This is a genomic window from Paenibacillus sp. LHD-117, assembly GCF_030929555.1.
Lineage (GTDB): Bacteria > Bacillota > Bacilli > Paenibacillales > Paenibacillaceae > Pristimantibacillus.
Genome location: NZ_JAVFVT010000006.1, coordinates 108,913 through 130,255 on the forward strand (window position 1 = coordinate 108,913; position 21,343 = coordinate 130,255).

At 56.2% G+C, this 21,343-nt stretch carries 20 protein-coding genes and 1 tRNA gene; 5 read left to right on the forward strand and 16 right to left on the reverse strand.

Annotation, left to right across the window (positions count from 1 at the left end; translation table 11 throughout):
* Positions 1 to 64: 64 nt before the first annotated feature.
* Positions 65 to 688 carry an FMN-dependent NADH-azoreductase gene (locus RB620_RS06220; protein ID WP_308092779.1) on the reverse strand — a complete coding sequence of 208 codons (624 nt, stop codon included), beginning with the start codon at positions 686 to 688 and terminating at the stop codon, positions 65 to 67.
* Between the two features lie 466 nt (positions 689 to 1,154).
* Between RB620_RS06220 and RB620_RS06225 the strand changes: the two genes are divergently transcribed.
* A tRNA-Leu gene (locus RB620_RS06225) sits at positions 1,155 to 1,241 on the forward strand.
* 147 nt (positions 1,242 to 1,388) lie between these two features.
* Here the strand turns inward: RB620_RS06225 and RB620_RS30295 are convergent.
* The 4 genes from RB620_RS30295 to RB620_RS06245 all read right to left on the reverse strand — a co-directional run bounded on the left by RB620_RS30295 (position 1,389) and on the right by RB620_RS06245 (position 3,329).
* A complete protein-coding gene (locus RB620_RS30295; RefSeq protein WP_374121371.1) occupies positions 1,389 to 1,964 on the reverse strand; it encodes a TFIIB-type zinc ribbon-containing protein in 576 nt (191 codons plus the stop codon).
* 27 nt (positions 1,965 to 1,991) lie between these two features.
* The gene (locus RB620_RS06235; protein WP_308092780.1) at positions 1,992 to 2,225 is read right to left on the reverse strand and encodes a hypothetical protein; all 234 of its coding nucleotides are present in this window, start codon (positions 2,223 to 2,225) and stop codon (positions 1,992 to 1,994) included.
* Between the two features lie 131 nt (positions 2,226 to 2,356).
* On the reverse strand, positions 2,357 to 2,677 hold the full coding sequence (locus RB620_RS06240) for a hypothetical protein (protein WP_308092781.1): 321 nt from the start codon (positions 2,675 to 2,677) through the stop codon (positions 2,357 to 2,359).
* Positions 2,678 to 2,759: 82 nt separating this feature from the next.
* Positions 2,760 to 3,329 carry a xanthine phosphoribosyltransferase gene (locus RB620_RS06245; protein ID WP_308092782.1) on the reverse strand — a complete coding sequence of 190 codons (570 nt, stop codon included), beginning with the start codon at positions 3,327 to 3,329 and terminating at the stop codon, positions 2,760 to 2,762.
* Between the two features lie 209 nt (positions 3,330 to 3,538).
* Between RB620_RS06245 and RB620_RS06250 the strand changes: the two genes are divergently transcribed.
* Complete coding sequence (locus tag RB620_RS06250; RefSeq protein WP_308092783.1) at positions 3,539 to 4,252, forward strand: hypothetical protein; 714 nt, start codon at positions 3,539 to 3,541, stop codon at positions 4,250 to 4,252.
* A gap of 105 nt (positions 4,253 to 4,357) precedes the next feature.
* Complete coding sequence (locus RB620_RS06255; RefSeq protein WP_308092784.1) at positions 4,358 to 5,404, forward strand: YkvI family membrane protein; 1,047 nt, start codon at positions 4,358 to 4,360, stop codon at positions 5,402 to 5,404.
* A gap of 98 nt (positions 5,405 to 5,502) precedes the next feature.
* Here RB620_RS06255 and RB620_RS06260 read toward each other — a convergent pair whose 3' ends face one another.
* The 3 genes from RB620_RS06260 to RB620_RS06270 form a co-directional block, all read right to left on the reverse strand.
* Positions 5,503 to 8,757, reverse strand: a complete 3,255-nt coding sequence (locus RB620_RS06260) for an AAA family ATPase (RefSeq protein ID WP_308092785.1) — start codon at positions 8,755 to 8,757, stop codon at positions 5,503 to 5,505.
* Positions 8,754 to 10,037: a metallophosphoesterase family protein gene (locus RB620_RS06265; RefSeq protein WP_308092787.1), complete on the reverse strand. Its 1,284-nt coding sequence runs from the start codon at positions 10,035 to 10,037 to the stop codon at positions 8,754 to 8,756. Before RB620_RS06265 ends, RB620_RS06260 begins: the two co-directional genes overlap by 4 nt.
* A 292-nt stretch (positions 10,038 to 10,329) precedes the next feature.
* On the reverse strand, positions 10,330 to 11,469 hold the full coding sequence (locus tag RB620_RS06270; protein WP_308092788.1) for a glycosyltransferase family 4 protein: 1,140 nt from the start codon (positions 11,467 to 11,469) through the stop codon (positions 10,330 to 10,332).
* Between the two features lie 153 nt (positions 11,470 to 11,622).
* Between RB620_RS06270 and RB620_RS06275 the strand changes: the two genes are divergently transcribed.
* Positions 11,623 to 12,795 (forward strand): GGDEF domain-containing protein, encoded by a 1,173-nt coding sequence (locus RB620_RS06275; RefSeq protein WP_308092789.1) that lies wholly within the window; start codon positions 11,623 to 11,625, stop codon positions 12,793 to 12,795.
* Between the two features lie 160 nt (positions 12,796 to 12,955).
* Here RB620_RS06275 and RB620_RS06280 read toward each other — a convergent pair whose 3' ends face one another.
* The 5 genes from RB620_RS06280 to nrdI all read right to left on the reverse strand — a co-directional run bounded on the left by RB620_RS06280 (position 12,956) and on the right by nrdI (position 18,396).
* A complete protein-coding gene (locus RB620_RS06280; protein WP_308092790.1) occupies positions 12,956 to 13,771 on the reverse strand; it encodes a PhzF family phenazine biosynthesis protein in 816 nt (271 codons plus the stop codon).
* Positions 13,772 to 13,836: 65 nt separating this feature from the next.
* Positions 13,837 to 14,289, reverse strand: a complete 453-nt coding sequence (locus RB620_RS06285; RefSeq protein ID WP_308092792.1) for a GyrI-like domain-containing protein — start codon at positions 14,287 to 14,289, stop codon at positions 13,837 to 13,839.
* Positions 14,290 to 14,619: 330 nt separating this feature from the next.
* On the reverse strand, positions 14,620 to 15,576 hold the full coding sequence (gene nrdF, locus RB620_RS06290) for a class 1b ribonucleoside-diphosphate reductase subunit beta (protein ID WP_308092793.1): 957 nt from the start codon (positions 15,574 to 15,576) through the stop codon (positions 14,620 to 14,622).
* A gap of 287 nt (positions 15,577 to 15,863) precedes the next feature.
* Entirely contained in the window at positions 15,864 to 17,939 is a 2,076-nt protein-coding gene (gene nrdE / locus RB620_RS06295; protein WP_308092915.1) for a class 1b ribonucleoside-diphosphate reductase subunit alpha, read from the reverse strand.
* Between the two features lie 97 nt (positions 17,940 to 18,036).
* Positions 18,037 to 18,396 carry a class Ib ribonucleoside-diphosphate reductase assembly flavoprotein NrdI gene (gene nrdI / locus RB620_RS06300; RefSeq protein WP_308092795.1) on the reverse strand — a complete coding sequence of 120 codons (360 nt, stop codon included), beginning with the start codon at positions 18,394 to 18,396 and terminating at the stop codon, positions 18,037 to 18,039.
* Positions 18,397 to 18,676: 280 nt separating this feature from the next.
* On the opposite strand from nrdI, the gene RB620_RS06305 reads away from it, so the two are divergent.
* Positions 18,677 to 18,895 (forward strand): hypothetical protein, encoded by a 219-nt coding sequence (locus tag RB620_RS06305; protein WP_308092797.1) that lies wholly within the window; start codon positions 18,677 to 18,679, stop codon positions 18,893 to 18,895.
* A gap of 379 nt (positions 18,896 to 19,274) precedes the next feature.
* Here RB620_RS06305 and RB620_RS06310 read toward each other — a convergent pair whose 3' ends face one another.
* From RB620_RS06310 to rsfS, 3 genes are read right to left on the reverse strand one after another with little or no spacing between them, the layout of a single operon-like run.
* Positions 19,275 to 19,997 (reverse strand): class I SAM-dependent DNA methyltransferase, encoded by a 723-nt coding sequence (locus RB620_RS06310; RefSeq protein WP_308092916.1) that lies wholly within the window; start codon positions 19,995 to 19,997, stop codon positions 19,275 to 19,277.
* Positions 19,998 to 20,044: 47 nt separating this feature from the next.
* Positions 20,045 to 20,983, reverse strand: coding sequence for a CvfB family protein (locus RB620_RS06315; RefSeq protein ID WP_308092799.1), 939 nt, complete (start codon positions 20,981 to 20,983; stop codon positions 20,045 to 20,047).
* Positions 20,980 to 21,327 carry a ribosome silencing factor gene (gene rsfS / locus RB620_RS06320; protein ID WP_308092801.1) on the reverse strand — a complete coding sequence of 116 codons (348 nt, stop codon included), beginning with the start codon at positions 21,325 to 21,327 and terminating at the stop codon, positions 20,980 to 20,982. The genes RB620_RS06315 and rsfS overlap by 4 nt, the downstream gene beginning before the upstream one ends.
* Positions 21,328 to 21,343 lie beyond the last annotated feature (16 nt).

The following is a 21,343-nucleotide window of genomic DNA, read 5'->3' on the forward strand; positions in this document are numbered from 1 at the left end:
GACAAAAAAAGACGATTCCCGCCCGAGCGGGAATCATCTTCGTCGTGTTGCTGTGCGTTCGTGTTTAGAAGCCTGCTGCCGTAGCCGCCGCTTCCTTCAACCCTTCGGCGACGATTTCCGCCGAGCGGTCCTTGAATTGGTTGTGGCCTTCGATAATGACTTCTTCGACCTGGATGCCGAACAGTCCCAGCGTTGCTTTGATCGGTGTGATGGCCGATTCGATCGTTGACATCGGCTCGACGGAATAGACGCCGCCGCGCGCGCTCAGCAACGCGACTTTTTTGTCGCCGACCAGGCCGACAGGGCCTTCCGCCGTGTATTTGAACGTTTTGCCTGCTTGGGCCAGATGCGAAATATAGCTGATCATCGGCGAAGGAGCCGTGAAGTTCCAAAGCGGGAACGCGAGCACGACTTTGTCCGCCGCCAGGAATTGATCCAGGTAACGCGCCGCCGTAGCCGCAGCGTTTTGTTCATCGGCGGTGAGCTCCATGCCGTTCGCCAGCTTGAAATTGCCCGTCATCGCGTCGTTGCCGAAATGCGGGATTTGGTCCTCGTAGAGATCGAGTTCCGTCACCGTATCGTTCGGATTCGATTCTTTGTACGCGTTCAGGAACGCGTCGTACATTTGAACGCTAACGGCTTGTTCAGCCGGTCTGTCGTTTGCTTTCACGAATAAAATGTTTGCCATAATATTGTTAGCTCCTTTGAATGTGGGATTGGTTTAACTAGATACTGCCGGCAATACGCGGCATCCCTCCTTATCCGTGCCTGTGCAAGGCACAATTAATTGAAAAAAATAGGCGAACTACAACTGCAACCTACATGAGCACATTATAAACCATCTTCGGGCTAATGAAAAGACTGTTACGAAAAAAAGTATAGGAACATATATTTAGCTAGCTTGTAACAAATAAAAAACCGGTAACCTAACCGACCGCATAATAAAGAAACGGAACCCGCCTGGGCTACGTCTCTTCTTTCATTAATAGGCTTTCGCCACTTCAATCTTTTGGGTTTTTTGCCCGCTTCGTCCGTAAAGTCCTAAATTTTTGATAAGACCCGGTTAAGCCATCCGTTGGCGAAAAAAAATTAAACAAAAGGCTTGACCAAATCTTAATGAATGTGATATATTATTTTCTGTTGACACAACAAATGCGGTCGTGGCGGAATTGGCAGACGCGCTAGATTCAGGTTCTAGTGGTGTAACAGCCGTGGAGGTTCGAGTCCTCTCGACCGCACCATACGTAAGAGGTTCAAGCTCGTGAGCTTGAACCTTTTTTCGTTGTGCCGGTATTCGTCGCATGAATGCTGCCAAAAAAAAGCTTGCCGGCAGGCTATTTTCGCCCACCGGACAAGCTTTTCTTTATCTCCGATTGTGTTCTCTCAACCTATTCGAATAAATCTCCGAAGACGTCGAGTACCGTCTTCTTTTTCTTATACGGGCGTCCGTACTTGTCGTAACCATAAGGGCTGTGTCCGTGGCCATGACCGGACGACTGACCGTATCCCGGCTGCCCGTAGCTGCCGGGCGCTTGCTGATAACCAGGCCCACCAGCCGGCGGCGGCGGATATGCGCCTTGCTGCGGCTGCCCATAGCCTGTCCCCGGAGTTCCTCCGTAGCCTTGTCCTGGCACGCCGTATCCAGGCTGCGCTTGACCCGGTGCCGAACTGCCGAAACCTTGTTGGCCTTGGCTTGGGCTGCCGCCGAAACCGCCGGACGGGCTCTGAGAGTTAGGTGCCGCGCCTGGAGGCGAAGAGGGTTGGTTCGGCTTTCCGTAGGCAGGATCCTGTATATGCTGCTCCATCCGCTCGTAATCCGCGCGAACCTCGCGCACGCCCTGCAACAGCTTCTCCAGCTCGCCGCGATCCAGCCATACGCCCTTGCACGCCGGGCAAACGTCGATCAGCACGTCATCCTTCTGCACTTCCTTCATTCTAACGTCATCGCATACCGGACAATTCATGGGAACACTCCTCGCATCATTATTGGGTTACTGTGGTTCGGTCAATCCGGATAAGGGCGATCTGCGCGCTTCCGATGCCGACTGGTAGAGATGGCTTCGGCTCAGCTTGACAACCCGTCTGCTTGGCTTGCGGATCATGACGGAGCTGTCGTCCCAGGCGACGACGATGCCGAGGACGTCATTGCTTTCCAACTCGTCCCTCACCACTCTCACGTTCTCTCCCGAAAGGCGGAACAGATCCAGTTGTTCTTCCGATATCATGGGTGCTATTCCCTCCTATTATGTACGTATGTCCATGCAACGAACCCTGCCGGAAAGAAAGACCCCAATGATAGCATACGCGAATCATTGAGGTCCGTTTCATCCGTTGTTCGTTATTAGGGCTCGCCCGTTTAACCTACGTGTTCCTTCGAATCGTTTGTTTCGTACCATTCGTCCAGCACGCGCGAAGACATAACGCGTTTGCCGATGTATTCAGACTGTTTCTCCGTGAATTGCTCTTTCCACTCGATGGACAGCTCGTCGCACAGCTTCACGATCGTAAGCAGCTCCGACCAAGCAACATATCGTTTGTACCAGAAAAATTGCGGATGCTCGATCATGTAAGGGTATAAATCATCGAATTCGGTATGCTTGCAATCGAGCGCTCTCTCGAAATGGATCTTGGCGTCATTCAGTTTCACATTCATAAATTCAGCGGATAGATTCCCCATGCTTGTGTGCCTCCCCTCGATCACTTACGTTCATTATAAGCCAAATCATCCTGTTGGAAAAGAGTCAACGAGCTGGTACATCTTACTCGAACGTAATCTCTCCGCCCTCCAGCGACGAGATCCGAACAAGAGATTCGACTCGAACTCCGCTCTCCCTAAGCGTTCTTCCCCCGGCCTGGAACGATTTCTCGACCACGACGCCCATCCCTACGAGGGATGCGCCGGAACGTTCGATGATTTTGATCAAGCCGCGCGCCGCGTCGCCGTTCGCGATGATGTCGTCTATGAATAGAACTCTGTCCTCGCTCGTAAGAAACTGCTTCGAGACCATGATGTCGGTCACCATCCCCTTGGTGAATGACGGGACCCGTTCGCAATAGGCGTCCGGATCGGCGATAAGCGTCTTCTTCCGTCTAGCGAAGATGAGCGGCACGCCCAGTACGTAAGCCGTCGCGAATGCGGCCGGAATGCCGGATGATTCCACGGTAATAACCTTCGTGATGGTTTCTTCGGCGAATCGGTCCGAGAATTCCTGCCCCATCTCCATCGTCAAAGCGGGATCAACCATATGGTTAATGATCGCGTCCATCCGCAGCACGTCGTTCGACAGTACCGACGATTCTTGCAGAATGCGTTGTTTTAGTTTCTCCATCGTCCATAACCTCCGCCAAAAATCCCTTTTCGATAACGTACCATAGGAGGAGCGAATCGCGCAACCTCACATGGCGCGATTCGAATCCGACCCGGCGACGGATTCGCGGTCCGAGGAAAATTTTACAATTTATTTAGGCGTGATCAGCAACTTTCATGGGACTTGCCGCGTTTAATGTAGTACAGAACACGGAACGGCGGTGAACGGCAGTGAAGAGAAACAAACAGGCAAACATGCGGGGGCGTTTGGGAATATGGTTGAGCGCATCGGCGCTTGCCCTGTTGATCGCGGGTTGCCAGAACGCGGCGCCTGGTTACGTGGATCACGACGATTCAGTGATCGTAACGGAAGAAGTCACCTCCGAAGGACCTCAGAAGTCGTACCTGGACGACGACGATGTGTTGACAGCCGGAAACGAAACGGTTGCCGGTGAAGGCGGCGGCGCGCTGGACGGCGACTCCTCCGCCGAAGCATCTTCCGTGAAGAAAGGCGAAAGCGGCAAATCGAACGACGGCAAAAAAAGCAAGGACGGTTCTTGGAGCGAGGATGTCCCTTCCCTTCACGGCATCGCGATCGGCGACAAGACGGCGGCCGTCTCCAAGCTGCTAGGGAAGGAGCTGGACAGCTACGAATTGGAGGAAGAAGTAGACCGCATCAAAGTGAATGAATACGAAGGGTTATCGGTCGGGTTCAATCAGAAGGGCGCCGTCCATTTCGTCGAGGTGTACGGTCATCAGACTTCCGCCGGTCTGAACGGCCTGAAGATCGGCGACAAGCCGGATCAAGCGCTCCAAAAGCTCGGCAAGCCGGAGTCCCAAACGGATTACCTGCTTACTTACGCCGCTGAGGGTGCCTTGCTGAAGCTGGATATCGATCCAGGCGTTAACGAAATCGTGTCTATGAAGCTGATTGCTCGGAGTTGAGCGATCGGCTCTTTTTTTGGGCAAAAGTTCCAGAAAGATGGCATGCCCGTCCCCCTTTTATCATAACTTCTAAAGAGAGAAGGAAGAAGAATCGGGGGACCGTCGATGCGGAAACGGACAGGCAAGGTGCTTCAAATCGCTTCAACGTACATGGGAACGATCGTCGGGGCGGGCTTCGCGACGGGACAGGAAATTTTACAATTTTTTACGAGGTTCGGGTATTGGGGCACATTTACGATCGCGCTCGCGACCGCGCTGTTCATATGGCTCGGCACCAAGATGATGCTGATCGCCAGTGAAATCCGGGCCAAATCTTACGAGGATTTGAACAAGGCTCTATTCGGCGACAAATACGGGCGATTGATCAGCCACTTCATGCTTGTCATTCTGCTAGGCGTCACGGCGGTGATGCTGGCGGGAGCCGGCACCATCTTCTACGAACATTGGAACATCTCCTACCAAGCCGGGTTGCTCATCACGATCGCGGGCAGCTTCCTGTTGCTTCGCAAAGGCATGAACGCCATTCTCGCCGTCAATGCGGTCGTCGTGCCCGTCATGCTGCTGTTCACCGTGTTCGTCATGATCGATACGTTCCAGACGCCGGGCTCGACCAAGTTCGTGACGCTTACGACCGACTATTCGCCATGGGCCGCTTGGGCTTCGCCGTTCCTTTATACCGCTTTCAACCTTTCGCTCGCCCAGGCCGTACTCGTGCCGCTCGGATCCGATATTCGGGATCGGAAGACGATCATTACGGGATCGTGGATCGGCGGCATCGGAATCGGGTTCATGCTGCTGGCCGGCCATATCGCCTTGTCGGTCCATATGCCAGGAATCCAGCAATTCGCCATTCCGATGGGCGGCATCGCGAGACAACTCGGCCATTACGTGCAGTTGATCTATATATTCTTGATTTTCGCGGAAATTTTCACGACGCTGATCGCCGACATTTACGGCCTCACGCTTCAACTGAGAGAGAGGATGAACTGGTCTCGCGAAATGCTGACATTCGGCGTCCTGCTCATCTGCTACGTCGCCAGCCAAATCGGCTTCGGGCCGCTTCTCTCCACGCTGTATCCGCTCTTCGGGCTCATCAGCCTCGGCTGGCTCATCCTTATTATCCGGAAGCGAGTCGCGTTTCGTAATTCTTAAATCAAATGTGATTCATGCCTAACGAATAGAAAACGAGGCGCCCGCGACGGTTGATCCATCGCGGGCACCTCGTGCCGTCCGGGCTTTAGGTCCGGGCTTTAGGCTCGCTGCGTCGTCATGTCCACCAACCGGGCGCCCTCGCATGCGGCAAGCAGCTCGTCCCTCACATGTTCGTGGCAGGTAAACAACAATAGCTGCCGTTCCTCGGACAGGCTGTTTATCAACCCCGCTGCGGCCCGCAGCCGGACGCGGTCGAAGTTGACGAACAAATCGTCGAGCAGCATAGGCAGTCTAGCCGAACCCGCCGCCTCCTGGGCGAGCGCCAGCCGCATGGACAGGTAGAGTTGCTCCGCGGTGCCCCTGCTAAGCCTTCCTCCGTCCAGTCTCGTTTGATCCGACCGCTCCACCGTAACTCCGGCTTGGTTGTCGCTTGCGTGAACGCGCGTATACCGCCCATCAGTCAGCAGGCTCATATAGGAAGAGGCATTGCGCAGCACGACCGGCTGCCGTTCCTCCTCGAACCGCTTCCGCGTCTGGCGGATGAGCGCCCGGCCAACCGCCAGTACCGCATATCTATCCGTGTCGGCGTCCAACGAGGAGACGGCCATCTCCCGCTCAGCGAGCAACTGCCCCCTTTTCTCCTCGTTCATGAGATGTTCAGTCGCCTGCTTCACGCGGCCTCTCCGCTCCAACCAATCCCGCTGCGCTTCGGCGAGTCGCGCGGCTTCTCGCTCCTCAGCCTCCAGAGCTCTCTCCGTATCCTGCTCGTCGTTTGTCTCCCACAGCCGCTCCAGCGCCGACAGCCGCTCTTCCGTCTGACCCGCGGTCAGCTCGATTTCCGTCCGGGCGAGTTCCGCTTCCAGCTCCGACAGCCGGCCGCGATCGCGCAGAACGGCCTCGTACCGAGGCTCGTCGCCGACATCCGCTTCGGCCATGACGGCTCGTATCGAAGAAGCTAGCTTCGCGAGCTCCTCCTCGGTACTCGCGAGCGCTGACGCAAGCTCTTCTCGGTGGACATGCAGGGCTTCGGCTTCCGCCTTGACTGCCGCATGGCGCCGAATATCCGCTTGAAGCAGCTTCAGCGCGAGCGTAGGGTCGCTCTTCGATTGCCTGAACCCGTCCTCGAAACCTTCGCATAACTTGACCGCATGGGCCGTGTAATCGGACGCTTCCTTCTCGGCCGCGGCGAGCCTTGCCGACAGCCGGTCGTACTGGCGCAGCCGCTCGATCGCGCCTTCGGCGAGCTCGAACGACTCCAGCGCCCCCGATGGCGACAAGGTTCGGGGCAAAGAGCGCACGGTCAGCCAATCGCCCCATCCCGACGCGCCGGTCTGTTTATCCGCGGCGGCGGCGAGGAGCGCTTCGTCCCGCTCCGCCAGGGAGGCGCGAAGCCGGCTTAGCCGTTGATCCTGCTCGGCAAGCCGGGCCGACAAACGATCGCGGACGACGAATTGTTCCTGCCGCGCCTGTACCGAGGCCTGCAGCTCGGCCCGTTCCCGCGGGTCGGCTTCGCCTGCTGCACGGTCCAGCAGGGCGGATAAAGCGGCCTCCGGCTGTCGGACGAGCAGCGCGAGCGCTGTTGCGAGATGCGCCTCCGCTTGGTCGGCGCCGAGTCTCTTTTCGGCCGGTGCATAACTTCTTCCGCGCCGGCCGGACTCGCGCCCGTTCGACGTTCCGCCGCCCGGCCGACTGCGACCGCCCACGAAGGTCGCCGCGGCCAGCAAAGCCGCTGATACTCCGCCAACGACCGCAGCTCCGGCAAGAGCCCATTCGGACAATTGCCCGAGCCAGCCGGCAGCCGCGACGACGCAGAGCGCGGCAGCCGCGCTCATGCCGATCGATCCCCATAACGTCAACGCCGCTCGTCTGTCGCCATGCGGCCGCCGCTCCATACGATCGTCGCTCGCGCCAGCGATCGAGCGCGCCCGTTCCAGCTCCCAGAAGCGCAGCGCATCGTCGACGGCCATCCAAACATTCGCCAGCTCGGGCATAGCAAGCGGCAACAGCCTGCTCGCGCGCCCGTCGCCAGCCAGCGATTGCTCGTGTCGGCGGAGCGCGCCGGCGGCTTCTTCCCGCATGGCTGCCGCTTCCCGCTCTTCCCCGCGGAACGTCTCGCGTTCGGCAAGCAGCTTCTCCTCCCGCCGCTGGGCCTCCGCGAACTTCTCCCTCGTGTCGCGCACGTAATCGCGGTCGGCTACGGTCACGCAGAGCTCGCGCAGCTGCCGCTCCGTCCACTCCGGCGAGATGCCCGCGACGAGCTTCGCGATATGCCCGTCGAGAGCGTCTAGTTCCGTTTGCCACTCCCCGCGCTGGGACGCCAAGCTCCTCATGCGCTCTTCGGATTGCAGCATCGCGTCCGTTTCATCCCCCTTCGCGATCCGCGTTTCGTCGAAACGAAGCGCCTCCTTCCGGCCTTCCAGCTGCTCCAGCTCCTTGCGAAGCCGTTCCGCTTCCGCCTGCAGCTCCCTCCGCTTGCCCGTCATGCCGTTCCAAGCGATGTCCGCCTCGGGATGCAGCTTCGCCGCGTGGCGCAGCCGCTCCAGCTCGGCCAAGAGACCCATCTTGCGAAGCCATAACGGCCGCGATGACAATGCCTTACGAAGGAGGCGGCAACGCTCCTCCGCTTCGGGTAAGGCGATCGCGAGCACTGCCAGCTCCTGTCCCGCCCTTTCCCCTTCGCGGGTCAAGTCGTTGAACCGATCGATGCCGTCCTCGAGGGAGCGAAGCTCCGCTTCCGCTTGTTCGATCCGTTTCGCATGGCCCGTCGCGCGCTGATTCGCCCCCTTTGGCTTGAACAACTCGTCGAGCTCTGCCTGGATGCGCTTCTCCGCTGCCGCGACCGCATGTCCTTCCTCCCAGCCTGCTTGATACAGATATCGGCTCAGCTCTCCGCCGGACAGTGCGTTCACTTCTATCAGTTCCGTTAACGTGATTGCGTAGATCTGCCTGAACAGCCGTTCTTGAACGCCGCCCAAGAACCGCTGTTCCCAGGACGTTTGTTCGTAGGTATGCTCGGCGCCCGAGGGATCCCCCCCGGTCACGCTGGCCTCCTCCCAAAGCCTAACCTTTGGTTTGCCGCCTGCCGAGTCTGCGAATCGCTCGACGATGTGCCTCCTGCCGTCCGCGCCTTCGAAGACGAGTCGGCCGCCATGCCTGCCTCCTCTCGAAGGCTCATGGCGGTCCGCCGGCGACGAGCGTCTCGCAAAGCCGTATAACATCGTCCGCAGAAATCCGAAAAACGTGCTTTTGCCGGCTTCATTCGGACCATAAACGACAATGACCGGCGCATCCAACCCGATGCTCCAGTCATTCAGCTCGCCGTATCCGTCGATCCGGGCATGTATCAGCTTCATCCGAGATCCCCTTCCTCCGCGATCCAGCCGATCGCAAGCTCGCGTCCTTCCTTCAGCCAGCGCTGGGGCAGCTCGTCCCACTTCCTCCGCTCCAGCTTGCCTAGCTTCGGATGCCCGCTCATCTCCGCCAGCGCGTTCTTCGCGAATGTCCGCCACGCAGCCTCGTCCTCGGCTAGCCGCTCCCCTAGCCGGTACAGCTCGCCCGAGAATCCCTCGTCCTCCCCCAGCATGGCCCAATCGACCGATGCGGTAGTGGCCGCTTCAATGCCGTGAACATACATCCAAGGGGAACCGGCTGCGGGTACCGCGTCCTCTTGCAGCTGCTCCAGCAGCGTCGCCGCGAGCGCGCCGTCCTTTAGGCGGAGATGCAGCGGCCCGCTGCCCGTAAGCTTGAGCCGTAGCATGACGCTCCGGTCTTCTCCCGCAGCGCCTGCGGCGGCTACGGCGGCATTCAGCTTCGTAAGCAGCTCCTGCTCGGTATCGACGCCTTCGATCGAGACGTTTTCTTCCAGCCATCTAACGGCGTCTAGCGCGACGAACCGGAGCTTCGCGGCGCCTGCGGCGGACACGTCGACGATATAACATCCTTTGGCTCCAAGCTCCTTCGGATTGCGTCCTTGCGTGTTGCCCGCATATACGACATGCGGATAAACATTCAACACTTCGCGCTTATGGATATGTCCGAGCGCCCAGTAGTCAAATCGGCTTCCCGCCAGCTCTTCCAGCGCGCAGGGCGCGTAGCTGTCGTGGGAAGGGTCGCCCCCTACATTGCCATGAAGCAAGGCGATATGGTAAGGTGCGCCGTCTTGTAAGGCGTAAGTACCTGCCAAGTTCGCCGTAACGGAACGTTCGCCGTAGGACATGCCGTATACATGGGCCGCCAACTCCCCGCCGCGCGTGAACGCTGGCGCCCAGTCCATTTGTTTCGAGCCGAAAATATGTACGGCGGAAGGCAGCCGAAGCTTCGCTCGCCTCCCGCCAAGATGGTCGTGATTGCCGTGAATCGCGTACACGGCGATGCCGTGCTCCGCCAGCCTCTCCCATTCCTTGACGAGCGCGAACTGCGCACGCAAGGAGCGGTCGGCTTCGTCGAACAAATCGCCGGCTACGACGACGAAATCGACTTCGTTCTCGATCGCGGCATCCGTCAGCCGCCGCAGCGCGTAAAACGTCGACGACGACAAGGCCGTCCTGACCGCTTCCGGCGCCTTGGCCAGCCCGCGGAACGGACTGTCGAGATGCAAGTCCGCCGCATGGATAAACCGAAAGGGAACGCCCATCCCATCACCCATCCTTTATAGGTAGTTCAAAATGTCCGCTTTTGATCACGAAGTATGCCAGGAAGCTTACTCGACATCGAATCTTGAATTCAGCCGGAACAAGCGTATGCTTTCGAAGTATGTTTCCTCCGGAAACATTGCAGGTGCTCACGTAGCTCTGCTACGTTCCGCTCCTCATTTCCTAGCTTCTTTCAATCTTCTACAGCGTTTTTGAAAAAAACGCAGCTTCGTAAGCATAATCCCATGTGCTGAAAACCGAACTTTTTGAACCTTTATTTAAGTGTTATTTCAATTACGATTGTTGCTCTTCCGGCTTCAGGCCGATGTACACTTTTTTGAGCTGCGAGATGACCCGCTGCAAGGAATAGGCTTTTTTCGCCTTGTTCCAACCCGTCCTCGCGAGGTTATGACGGTAGATCGGATCCGACACGACCTTCTCCAATGCTTCCGCCAACGCCATGTGGTCTTCCGGCTCGACGAGCAAGCCGTTCACCCCGTCCTCGATCTGCTCCGCGATGCCGCCTACGTTCGTGCCGACGAGCGCCAGCCAGCAAAGGGCCGCTTCAGCGAACACCGAGCCGAAGGCTTCCGCGCGGGAGGGCAGCACAAACACGTCGAAGAACGGCATAAATTCTTCCGGGTGCAGCATGTAGCCGTAGAAAATAATGTCGTCGTACAAATCCAGGTCCTGCGCGAGCGTCTCGAGCTCCTTGCGCATCGGTCCGTCGCCGATAATATGGAGGACGAACGGACAACCGCGTGCCTTCAGCTCGGCGCAAGCCCGAAGCAGAATGTCGAGCCCTTTGGCGGGAACGAGCCGGCAGACGGTAATGAGCTGCGTGACGGCATTTTCGTGCGCAATCGGCTTAAACCTCTTTTCGTCGAAGCCGTTAGGGATGACCTTGATCCGCTCCGGATCATTGATATAAGACCCGATATAAGATCGGAACGACTCCGACACGGTCGTCACGAGATCCGCCTTGGCCTCCAGCTCCCGGTAGATCGAGGTCAGGAATCGGTGCTCCGCTCCGCCTTCCCGAATCTTGCCGTTCAGCATTAGCTCGCGTTCGTAGCTGGAATGGATCGTCATGATCAGCGGCGTATCCGGATAAAGCTGTTTCATGACCAATGCCGCGATCGGATGGTGGGCGTGGATAATGTCGTAAGGCTTCTGCAGCCTTAGCTTCGTCCACCATACGTAGTCCTTGTAAGTCTGAATATATTTATCGACTAGCGGGTTGCCTGCGAACTCGCGATGGTCGAACGTCTCGAAGAAAACCTCTTCCTGTCCTTTGCCCCTCACGCGTTTCGGAAGCGAGAACAGCTCCATTCCCCAACCCATTTTCGTAAAACGTTCCTGTATATAGGGCACCATCGAAGATACGCCGCCCGGCTGCTCCGGCGGGAAAAATAAAGCCTGTAAAATATTCATGCGCCCAACTCCTGAAAAAAAGGTCTAAAGCGTTCGTCCGCTTCGAAAAAAACAAGATCAATGGTTACGAAACTACTGGAATATGATATATTAGAACATATGTTTCTGTAAAGCTGCTATCTTACTTACATTCTACATATTGGTGGTTGACTTATGACAATAATGCAATGGCTTACGGGACCGAACGGACAGCTGTTTTCTTCCACGTCCGTCATCGTCATTCTCATTCTGATGCTCTTCATGTCGATCAAGCTTTACGTGAGCTACAGAAGCAAACAAACGTACAAGCTGCTTATTACCGCGATCGCGCTCATCATGGCGAGACAGAGCGTGCTCATTGCGCTCGCGTTTCCCGGCTGGCGGCTGTCGCCTTGGATCTATCTGGTCTCCAGCCTGCTGCAGATCGTCTCCTTTATCATTATAAACTTTGTATTCATGAAATTATATACTTATCGAACCGCCCAGCTGCGAAGCATGCCGTTCCTCTTGATGTCGGGCTTCGCGTTCGCCCTTGCGGCCGCCCAATACGGAATCGCGCCTTTCGGGGCGGGCGACGGACGCGGCGGCGATCTCGTTACGTTCCCACTGCTCGACATCTACATGATCGTCGTTACTCTCATTATATTGCTGGCGACGCGAATTGCCGACATGAACACCAAATATTACGCAGGCCTCATCATTTACTTCGTGTGCGAGCTTGCCCGGATGGCGGATGCCTATGTATTTCACGGCGCCCAGCCGTGGTTCCCGCTGCTCGGCCTGCTGCTTCCGATCCTCTATTTCTCTCTCATGTTCATGCTGCTGTTCGAATGGGTCATCGACCGGCTGATGTCGACTTACCAATCGTCGATCGTTGACGGACTTACCGGACTGTACAACCGCCGGCACTTCAGCGCGAAGGCCGAAGCGCTTCTGAATGGAAGCAAGTCGATGGCCATCATATTCTGCGACATCGACAACTTCAAGCGGCTGAACGATACGCAAGGCCATCTGAAAGCCGACATCGTGCTAAAGCGCGTGGCCGAGATTATTAAGGAGGAGGCGAGCGGAATCGGCTCCGCCGGGCGATACGGAGGCGAGGAGCTGCTTGCATGCATCAATACGGAACGCGTGAAGCCGGATGTCGTGGCGGAATCGATCCGGAAGCGCGTGGAGGAAGAAACGATCGTCACCGTCAGCGTGGGCTTCAGCACGACCAAGGAGAGCCGCACCGTTCAGGAGATGGTCAAACAAGCGGACGAAGCGATGTATTATTCCAAAACGAACGGGAAGAATCGCATCTCTTCTTTCAAGGGCATGCCCGCGTCGGCCAAAAACTTGGGTTAACGCGTTTATTAGCCCGCTGCCGCTTTCTATCCGTTTTTCTCGACTTCATATCTCCAGTACGATTGCGTTCGCGCAGCAAAGAAGCCTCCACCGCCGCATTTCAAGCGGATTTGGAGGCTTCTTTTTTAATTACGCTCGCTGCTAACTGGATGGCACCCTTTCAAATGTCGATCGCGCCTCGCAGCACAGTAACCGCGCTGCCGGACAATAACACGCGATCATCCTGCAGCCGCATGCCTACCTCTCCGCCGCGGTCCGATGCCTGATAACCGATCAGTTCAGTGCGCCGAAGCCGCTTGCCCCAATACGGAGCAAGTGCGCAATGCGCGGAACCCGTAACGGGATCCTCGTCGACGCCTACGCCCGGGTAGAACGCTCTCGAAACAAAGTCGTACCGCCTCGCCCTCGCTTCGTCCGAATCGCCGGATCGGCTCGTCACGATGACGCCCCTCGCGTCCAGCTTCCGCAGCAGGCCGAAATCCGGCTGCAGCGAACGGACCGTATCTTCATGGTCCACCTCAACGACATAATCCATGCGGTTCCGGCCGACGTAACGCGGAATAAGTCCCAGTCCCTCCAGCAGCTCCTGCGGCGCCTTTGTCGGTTCGGGCTTCTCGGATGGGAAGTCCATCACGATTTTCCTGTCCCCGCCGTCCTTGGATGCGGTCAGCTGGCCGCTCCTCGTGGCGAAGACAGCTGCTTTCGTCGCATCCAGCCGACCCGTCTCCCATAAAATATGAGCCGCCGCAAGCGTGGCATGCCCGCATAGATCGACCTCCGCTTTCGGCGTAAACCATCGGAGCCCGAAACCTTCCTCTCGCTTCATGACAAAAGCCGTTTCGGACAAATTCATCTCTGCCGCGATCGCTGCCATAAGCGAATCCTCAAGCGGCTCGTCGACGAGACATACCGCCGCGGGATTCCCTCCGAATCTTTTTAACGTGAATGCATCTACAATATACATGGGCTTGCTCATCAAGCAACGCCTCCTCTCATTGGCCAGAAAAAAAAAGAACCTGCTCCCGCAAGCTCTTCGAATCATTAATCTTGCAGCGGAATAAGCAGCTCGACCGGCTCCTCTTCCCAATGCTGTTCATCGATATAGAACAGCTCCAGCGATACCGCGCTGTCATGTTTCTGAAGTCTCTGCTCGCCCATCCATGTCTTCAATTGCTCATACCCTTCGCCGATCCGCTTGTTGGAACACGCAACCATTGCGTATCGATGGGCGGGAATGGTTAGCTGAACCATGCCTGGAGGCAGCTCCTCGAGGTGCTGGACCTCGAAACAAGCCCAATAGGTCGCGAATGCTTCGTTGCCGTGATAAGGACAGTAGAGAACGGTTGATTTGACTGCTTCGTTTAGTTCATGCTTGCGGGCCAGTATCTCCGTCTGCAGCCTAATCGCATCATCCGGGAAGGATGAGTACGGACCGCTATAACTGATGCCAACGACGTTCAGAGCAGGCTTGGTCACGATTGAGCAGTTTTCCACGCTTTTCTTCCTCCCTAACGTTTTGTCGAACAAAACTTGCATCAGTAAGCAATCTTTTTCGCTTCTGATACGGCAGAACTTATGCGCTTCGAGATGGGCTGTCTCTACAAGTGTAACATGACTTCCTATCCGAATGGTAGTCGATTTCCATTCCGTCGCCGCCCGGCAGTGTGTCGCTTGCCATTCGTTGCAAGGGAATGAACTTCATCGTATAGGCTCCCTCCTTACAGCAATCGCTCCCGCCTTGCCGCAAGGCATAGTCGAGAGCGATCACATGAATGAGTATATGAGCCAAGCTTTATGATTTAGAAGCGGTGGGTTGAACTTTCATTAAAAGTTAAAAACAAAATCGTCATCGTTCAGCGGTTCGACGTGGATCGTGCGCACGTAGCCGTTGCCCTTCTTGGAGAAGAAGTCATGCTGCTTCGTATGCGTGCTGATGCCGTTGAAGACGATCGGGTTGACCGGCTCTTCCGGGAAATACGGCTCCATGCCCAGATTCATCAGCGCTTTGTTCGCGTTGTAGCGGACATACGTTTTCACTTCTTCTTCGAGACCGAGCGGGCCGTACAAGCCGTCCGTGTATTCGACTTCGTTCTCGTACAGCTCATGAAGAAGTGCCAGCACCTCGGCTTGCAGGGAAGCTTGCTCGTCCGGGCTGAACGTGGCGAACAACTCTTGCGCAAGTACGCCCACGTACAAGCCGTGAATGCTTTCGTCGCGAAGAATGAGGTCGATAATTTCGCCGCTGCTCGTCATTTTGCCTTGACCCGCAAGGTAAAGCGGATAGAAGAAACCGCTGTAGAACAGGTAGCTTTCCAAGAATACGGATGCCGCCATCGCTTTGTACAGCTCTTGTGGCCCGGTAATGTTGGAGTACCACGAAGCGACCAGCTTCGCTTTTTTCTGCAGCTGCGGATTTTCTTCCACCCAGCGGAAGATCGCGTCGATCTCTTCGCCGGAAGCAAGCGTCGTGAAGATGCTGCTGTACGACTTGGCGTGGATTTGCTCCATCATCGACATGAAGGACAATACTGCCTTGCGCTGCAGGCCGTCCACATGTTCTAAAATCTTAGGCATACCAACGCCGCCTTGTATCGTATCAAGAAGAGTCAGTCCGCCAAGCACGTTCTTGTAGAGGGTGCGCTCGTCGTCGGTCATCTCCATCCAGTCCATCTTATCGTCGGATAACGGAATTTCTTCATCCGTCCAAAATTGCATCACGTTCTGCTGCCAGAACGTCAGAGTGAAATCATCGTCCGGGCGGTTCCAGTTAACGGCTTTCATAGGTAGGCATGCTCCTTCTTCGCTACATATCGTAATCGCGGATACAGGGACCCGCATGGTGAAACGGCTGTCGTCATCTTGAGGCTGCGACAGCCGTTTCGGTTATAGGATGAAAGTTCAAAAAGTTCGGTTTTCAGTACCGAGAAGATTGAATGAAGCTAGAAACTGAGGAGCGGAGCGTAGCAGAGCTACGTGAGCACCGGAAGGTTCGGCTGCATTCAATATTCGATGTCGATTAAGCTACTTGGGTTACTTCGTAATGGGAAGCGGACTTTTTGAACTACCTTTTAAACGGCGCAGCTTGTGCATTCTTCAACGGACAGACGTTTCGTTCTTGTGTAATAAAGCGACTTAAGGCCCTTCTGAGCGGCATAGACATAGAAGCGGGCCAGTTCGCGGGTCGTCACGTTGCTGTTCACGTGCAGGACGGTCGAGATGCCTTGGTCGACGTGCTGGCCAATCTCCGCGATCAGGTCGATCAGCTTGAATTGGTTGATGTTGTAGGCCGATTTGTAATAGAAGAAATTATCCTGCGACAGATATGGCATTGGATAATATGTCGTCGAGTTCGCGTATGTGCGCGTCTCGATATGCTCGACGATCGGCATAACGCTCGAAGTCGCATTCTGGATGTAGGAGATGCTTTGCGTCGGTGCGATCGCCAGACGGTACGCGTGGTACAAGCCGTGCTGCTGCACTTTCTCCTTCAGGGCCGCCCAATCTTGCGGGGACGGGATGTCCATGCCTTCGAACAGTTCCTTCACACGATCCGATTGCGGACGGTAGTCCGTCTCGATGTAACGGGTGAAGTACGTGCCCTTCGCGTATTCGGAGCGGTCGAAGTCCTTGAACGTAACGCCGCGTTCCTTCGCGATTTCCATGCTTTTCTCCAAGGAGTAGAAGTTCATCATCATGAAGAACGCGCTCGCGAACTCTTTCGCTTCGTCGCTTTCGTACGCGATTTTGTTCTTCGCCAGGTAGCCGTTCAGGTTCATCGCGCCGAGACCGACGGAATGAAGCTCGTCGTTCGCCTTACGCACGCCCGGCGCGTTATCGATCTTCGACAGGTCGCTGACCGTCGTGAGCGCTTCGATGCCGACGTGGACGGAATCTTTGATTTTGCCGCGTTCCATGACATTCACGATGTTGAGCGATGCCAGGTTGCAGCTGATGTCGCGGCGAATCACGTCGTCGAAGCCGTAATCGTTGATTTCGGAAGTCTCCTGCAATTGGAAAATTTCCGTGCACAGGTTGGACATCTTGACGCTGCCGATATCTTTCAGCGCGTGAACGCTGTTGGCGTTCGACTTGTTCATAATGTATGGGTAACCGGATTCCAGCTGGATCGATGCGATCTTCGTCAGCATGTCGCGCGCGTTCATCACGGTTTTTTTGGTCACTTTGTCATTCGCAAGAAGCTCTTCGTACATGGCGTCCATGTCCATGTCGTCCAGATGCTGGCCGTAAGCCTTCTGTACGGAATGCGGTCCGAATACGACAAGCGGCTTGTTCTGGGCGGCCAGTTCGTAGAACTTGTTCGGGATGATAAGGCCGATCGACAACGTTTTGATACGGGATTTCTCGTCCGCGTTAATCTTCTTGCAATCCAGGAACTCGATAATGTCCCAGCCGAAAATGTTGTAATACCCCGCGCCGGAACCTTTGCGCTGACCCATCTGATCCGCGTAGGAGAATGCGTCCTCCATCAGCTTGAGCACCGGCATGATGCCCTTGGCCGCGCCTTCCACGCCTTTGATCGGCTCGCCGCGTCCGCGAAGCTTGGACAGGTTCACCGCCACGCCGCCGCCGATCTTCGACAGCTGCATGCACGTGCCGAGCACGTAGTTGATGGAATTAAGCGAGTCGTCCATCTCCAGCAGGAAGCAGGAGACCATCTCGCCGCGGCGGCTCTTGCCCGCGTTCAGGAACGTCGGCGTCGCCGGCTGCAGGCGCTGCTCGATCATCGCTTCCGCGATGCGAAGCGCGCGAGCCGCGTCTCCCTCGCCCAGATGCAGGGCGACGATCGCCACGCGATCCGGATATTGCTCGAGGTACTGCGCCTTGTTGTTTGTTTTCAGCGCGTAGTCCTTATAGAACTTGGAGGCTGCCATGTACGATTGGAATTGGAAGTCGCTGTTCGTCGTCAAGTTGAAGACGGCTTCCACCTGCTCGTATGTATATTTAACGAATACGTCATCGTAATAGTCGTTAGTTATGAGGTAGTCCAGCTTCTCCCGAAGCGAACCGAATTTCACGCTTTTTTGATCTACTTCAGCCATGAAGGCCTTTACCGCTTCCTTGTCTTTCTCCAACTGGTAGAAACCGTCGTCTCCGCGCTGCATCAACTGATTGTTCAGCTCGATATGTTTAACATCGTTTTGTTTCGATTCGCCGGATTTGGCTTCAGCCTGCTTCGTTCCGACTGCCGCCTCGCTTGGTTTCACATCAGTGCTCAGTTCCTCAAAAAGCTTCAATGGCACGCACCCTTTCGACAAAATATTCCGTATCCCGACTCGTTCCCGACAATTCAAACTTCAGTATGACCGGCACGTCGTACATCGAGGAGATCGTGTCCGCGCTTTTCGCGAAGCCGTTGCCCCAATTCCGGTTGCCGCTGGCGGAGACGCCGCGAAGCAGGCCGTGATTCGTCTTCAGGAACGTGTTCACCTTGTCCGGCACCTGGCCGAACCCCGTCGTATACGTGACGAGCACGAATGGCTCCTCCACCTCGACTTGCTCGTCGATCGGCATCGCCCGCATATTCAACTTGTTGATGAACCGCTTCACATTCCCTGTCTTCGAATCGTAAACGACTAACATCGCACGCCGCTCCCCTACTGATTTTTAGCAATGAAAAAGCGCTTCTGCCCCCATCTCGCGGGCAGCTGCGCTTCGTTGCAATATACCACTGGTAGATCTCCAAAAGCCCTCAAACCATCAATATGTAGTTGATGTTTTTGATTTTACATCAAGATATAGGTCTCGTCAATGAAAATTATAGAGATCTTATTAATCTATTTTTTTGGCATGCTCGACTATTTTAACAGATAAGACTATGATGGGATAGTGACATTTTATAGCTATATTGGGGGGAGAAAACGTGGCAAAACTTACGCCGGACGAAGCTCGTTCGGCTCTCAGGGACATGCAGGAAGCGTCCGGAATGGACGTCTCGGGCGTGCTCGCCTATATAGAGGATTTGGAATCCAAAGCCGCCAAGCTGGAGGACGAGGTTCGGAAGCTGAGGCTGTCCGCCGCCCGCAAATCATCGCCCGCCTCGTCCATGAACAGCAGGCTGAAGGACGCGCTCAGGGAGTAGACCAAGTCGTCGGGAACGGGATGACAAGAGCGAAGGTCGGCCGCAAAGCGGGAAGCGAGCCTTGTCGAATGAGGAGCTTTATTCGCCCGTCAGCCTTCGCGCGGTTCGATTTGTTTCAACACCACCATACATCTATCGACATTCGTCCGGCGACTTTGAAGAGGCCGACACAAAAAAGTCGGCTGGCGTCTCGGGGCGCTTGATCGTTCGGCGTAACGGGCTCGGTCCATTAGACAGCCACAACTGGAAATAGTCGGTTACACCTCTTGCTCGGCGTCATCAACTGCGCAATATGGCGAATAGACGCGAAAAAGCCTTCCCTGCCTGCTATGGCGATGGCTGGGATAGGCTTATTTGAGTGTTTAGGATTGGATATGAGTTACTTGATAGCAGCGAAAAACAAACGTTCGGAATCCTCGCGAGCCGGCTTCAGCTCGAAATCCGCGTAGCGGTCCACCGTCCGGAAGCCCGCGCGGCGCAGCGCCGATACGATCCAATCCGGATCGTAGGCCCGCTGACGGTGCGTCTCTTCGAACCGGTAGAACCGGGAATCGCGTTCCTTGGCGAAGATCGTCAGGTTATGCTCGATTTGGCAGCGAGCCTCCTCGAAGTCGCATGTCCAAATGTAGGCGATATCCCGCTCGTCCAGCACGAACGGCTGTTCCGCCGCGTAACGGATCAGCTGGGATGGCGGGTGCATGTCGAACAAAAAGGATCCGCCTTCCTTGAGCGCTCTATGGGTAGCACGAAACGCCGCTTCGATGTCGGCTTCCTCGGTCAAGTAGTTCAGGCAGTCGCAGAACGACAAGACGGTATCCACTGGCTCCGCGAGCTCCCAATCCCTCATATCCTGTTGAAGCCAGCGTATCGTGCCCGAGCGGGGCCTTATCGCTTGTTGAGGCGTCTCGTCCCACTTGCTTCGCGCAACGGACAACATATCGGACGACAAATCGATGCCGTACACATGGAACCCGGACTTGGCAAGCGGGATGGACAGGCTTCCCGTTCCGCAGCCCAGATCCACGACGGTCGAAGGCATGCCGTAGCGGGACCAGCTTTCCCTCGCGAAGCCTAGCCAGTCCGCGTAAGGCATGTCCTCCATCAATTGATCGTAGACGAGCGCGAATTGTCCGTAGGATTGGCTTACGCTCACTTGCTCTCAGCCCCTTTGTCGTCGGCTTCAGCAGCTTCGGCGCTCGCGCCTTCCTGCGCGGCAGCCAAATACGTCCAGCTTCCCTTCTGCGTCACGATCCCGTCGCGCATGAGCTTGCCGATCGCGCGCTTGAAGGCGGACTTGCTGATGCCGAACCTTTTTTTGATCAAATCCGCTTCCGTCTCGTCGGAATATGGCATCGCGCCGCCAGGACGTTCCTTCAAGAACGCCAGGATGCGATCCGCGTCCTCGACCCGGCCGACTTCCTTCCGTTCGGTCATCGATAGATTGACTCTTCCGTCCTCGCGGATGAACGTGACGCGCGCGCGTACCCTTTCGCCGAGCCGGAGTGGTTTCGTGCGCTCCGAGCTCGGAATGAGACCGTATACGCCGAAGCCGACGACCCCGCCGTCCACAATGACGAAAGAACCCATTTGAAGCGATTTCGTAACCCAGCCTTCCACCCAGCTGTTCTTCCACGTCTCCGGAGCCTGGAATACAAGCGGGGACAGCTCCTCCTCGAAGGCGATCTTGGCGACAAGCCTGCCGATCTTGTCGTGTCGCATCGTGACGAACACTTCGTCCCCGGGAAGCGGCCGGTACGGTATGCTCTCCGGCAGCTCCGAGAGCGGCAGCAGCAGATGCCGGCCGAGTCCCATCTCCAAGAAGCAACCCAGCTTCGGATGCACGTCCACGACGCGAAGCCGAGCAAGCTCGCCCAGCTGCAGCAACGGCTTTTTCATCGTTGCCGCGATGCGATCCTCGGAATCGTAATAGATGAATACGTCGACTTCATCGCCGACATGCGGCTTGGAGCCGATCAGCTCGGTATAATGGAGCAGAACCTCCGATTCTCCGTCGCTCAGGAAGTAGCCATAAGGCGACACTTCCCGCGCGATTCGCAGCGTCTGCCTCGTGCCAGCGGTCAACGTCATGCGAATTCCACGACCTTCGCGTCCGACCAGAGCCGTTCAAGGCTGTAATACTCGCGCTCATCGCGATGGAATACGTGCACGATGACGTCGCCAAGGTCGATCAGCACCCATCTCGCCGTATCCATGCCTTCCAGACCACGTACCCTGGCGCCGAGTTTCTCGGCTTGCTTGCGCACTTCCGTCGCGATCGCCTGCACTTGCGTATCCGAATTGCCGCTGCAGATCACGAAATAATCCGCAACGAGCGATACTTCCTTCAAGTTAAGCGCGATCACGTCCACGGCTTTTTTATCATCAGCGGCATCTACCGCGATTTTTACCAATGCATCGGACTGTACTGCCATCCATTAACCTCCCTAA

Coding starts and splice junctions, on each gene's coding strand:
- RB620_RS06220 (WP_308092779.1), bottom strand. CDS start 688: ATGGCAAACATTTTATTCGTGAAAGCAAACGACAGACCGGCTGAACAA.
- RB620_RS30295 (WP_374121371.1), bottom strand. CDS start 1,964: ATGAATTGTCCGGTATGCGATGACGTTAGAATGAAGGAAGTGCAGAAG.
- RB620_RS06235 (WP_308092780.1), bottom strand. CDS start 2,225: ATGATATCGGAAGAACAACTGGATCTGTTCCGCCTTTCGGGAGAGAAC.
- RB620_RS06240 (WP_308092781.1), bottom strand. CDS start 2,677: ATGGGGAATCTATCCGCTGAATTTATGAATGTGAAACTGAATGACGCC.
- RB620_RS06245 (WP_308092782.1), bottom strand. CDS start 3,329: ATGGAGAAACTAAAACAACGCATTCTGCAAGAATCGTCGGTACTGTCG.
- RB620_RS06255 (WP_308092784.1), top strand. CDS start 4,358: ATGCGGAAACGGACAGGCAAGGTGCTTCAAATCGCTTCAACGTACATG.
- RB620_RS06260 (WP_308092785.1), bottom strand. CDS start 8,757: ATGAAGCTGATACATGCCCGGATCGACGGATACGGCGAGCTGAATGAC.
- RB620_RS06265 (WP_308092787.1), bottom strand. CDS start 10,037: ATGGGCGTTCCCTTTCGGTTTATCCATGCGGCGGACTTGCATCTCGAC.
- RB620_RS06270 (WP_308092788.1), bottom strand. CDS start 11,469: ATGAATATTTTACAGGCTTTATTTTTCCCGCCGGAGCAGCCGGGCGGC.
- RB620_RS06275 (WP_308092789.1), top strand. CDS start 11,623: ATGACAATAATGCAATGGCTTACGGGACCGAACGGACAGCTGTTTTCT.
- RB620_RS06280 (WP_308092790.1), bottom strand. CDS start 13,771: ATGAGCAAGCCCATGTATATTGTAGATGCATTCACGTTAAAAAGATTC.
- nrdF (WP_308092793.1), bottom strand. CDS start 15,576: ATGAAAGCCGTTAACTGGAACCGCCCGGACGATGATTTCACTCTGACG.
- nrdI (WP_308092795.1), bottom strand. CDS start 18,396: ATGTTAGTCGTTTACGATTCGAAGACAGGGAATGTGAAGCGGTTCATC.
- RB620_RS06310 (WP_308092916.1), bottom strand. CDS start 19,997: ATGGAGGACATGCCTTACGCGGACTGGCTAGGCTTCGCGAGGGAAAGC.
- RB620_RS06315 (WP_308092799.1), bottom strand. CDS start 20,983: ATGACGTTGACCGCTGGCACGAGGCAGACGCTGCGAATCGCGCGGGAA.
- rsfS (WP_308092801.1), bottom strand. CDS start 21,327: ATGGCAGTACAGTCCGATGCATTGGTAAAAATCGCGGTAGATGCCGCT.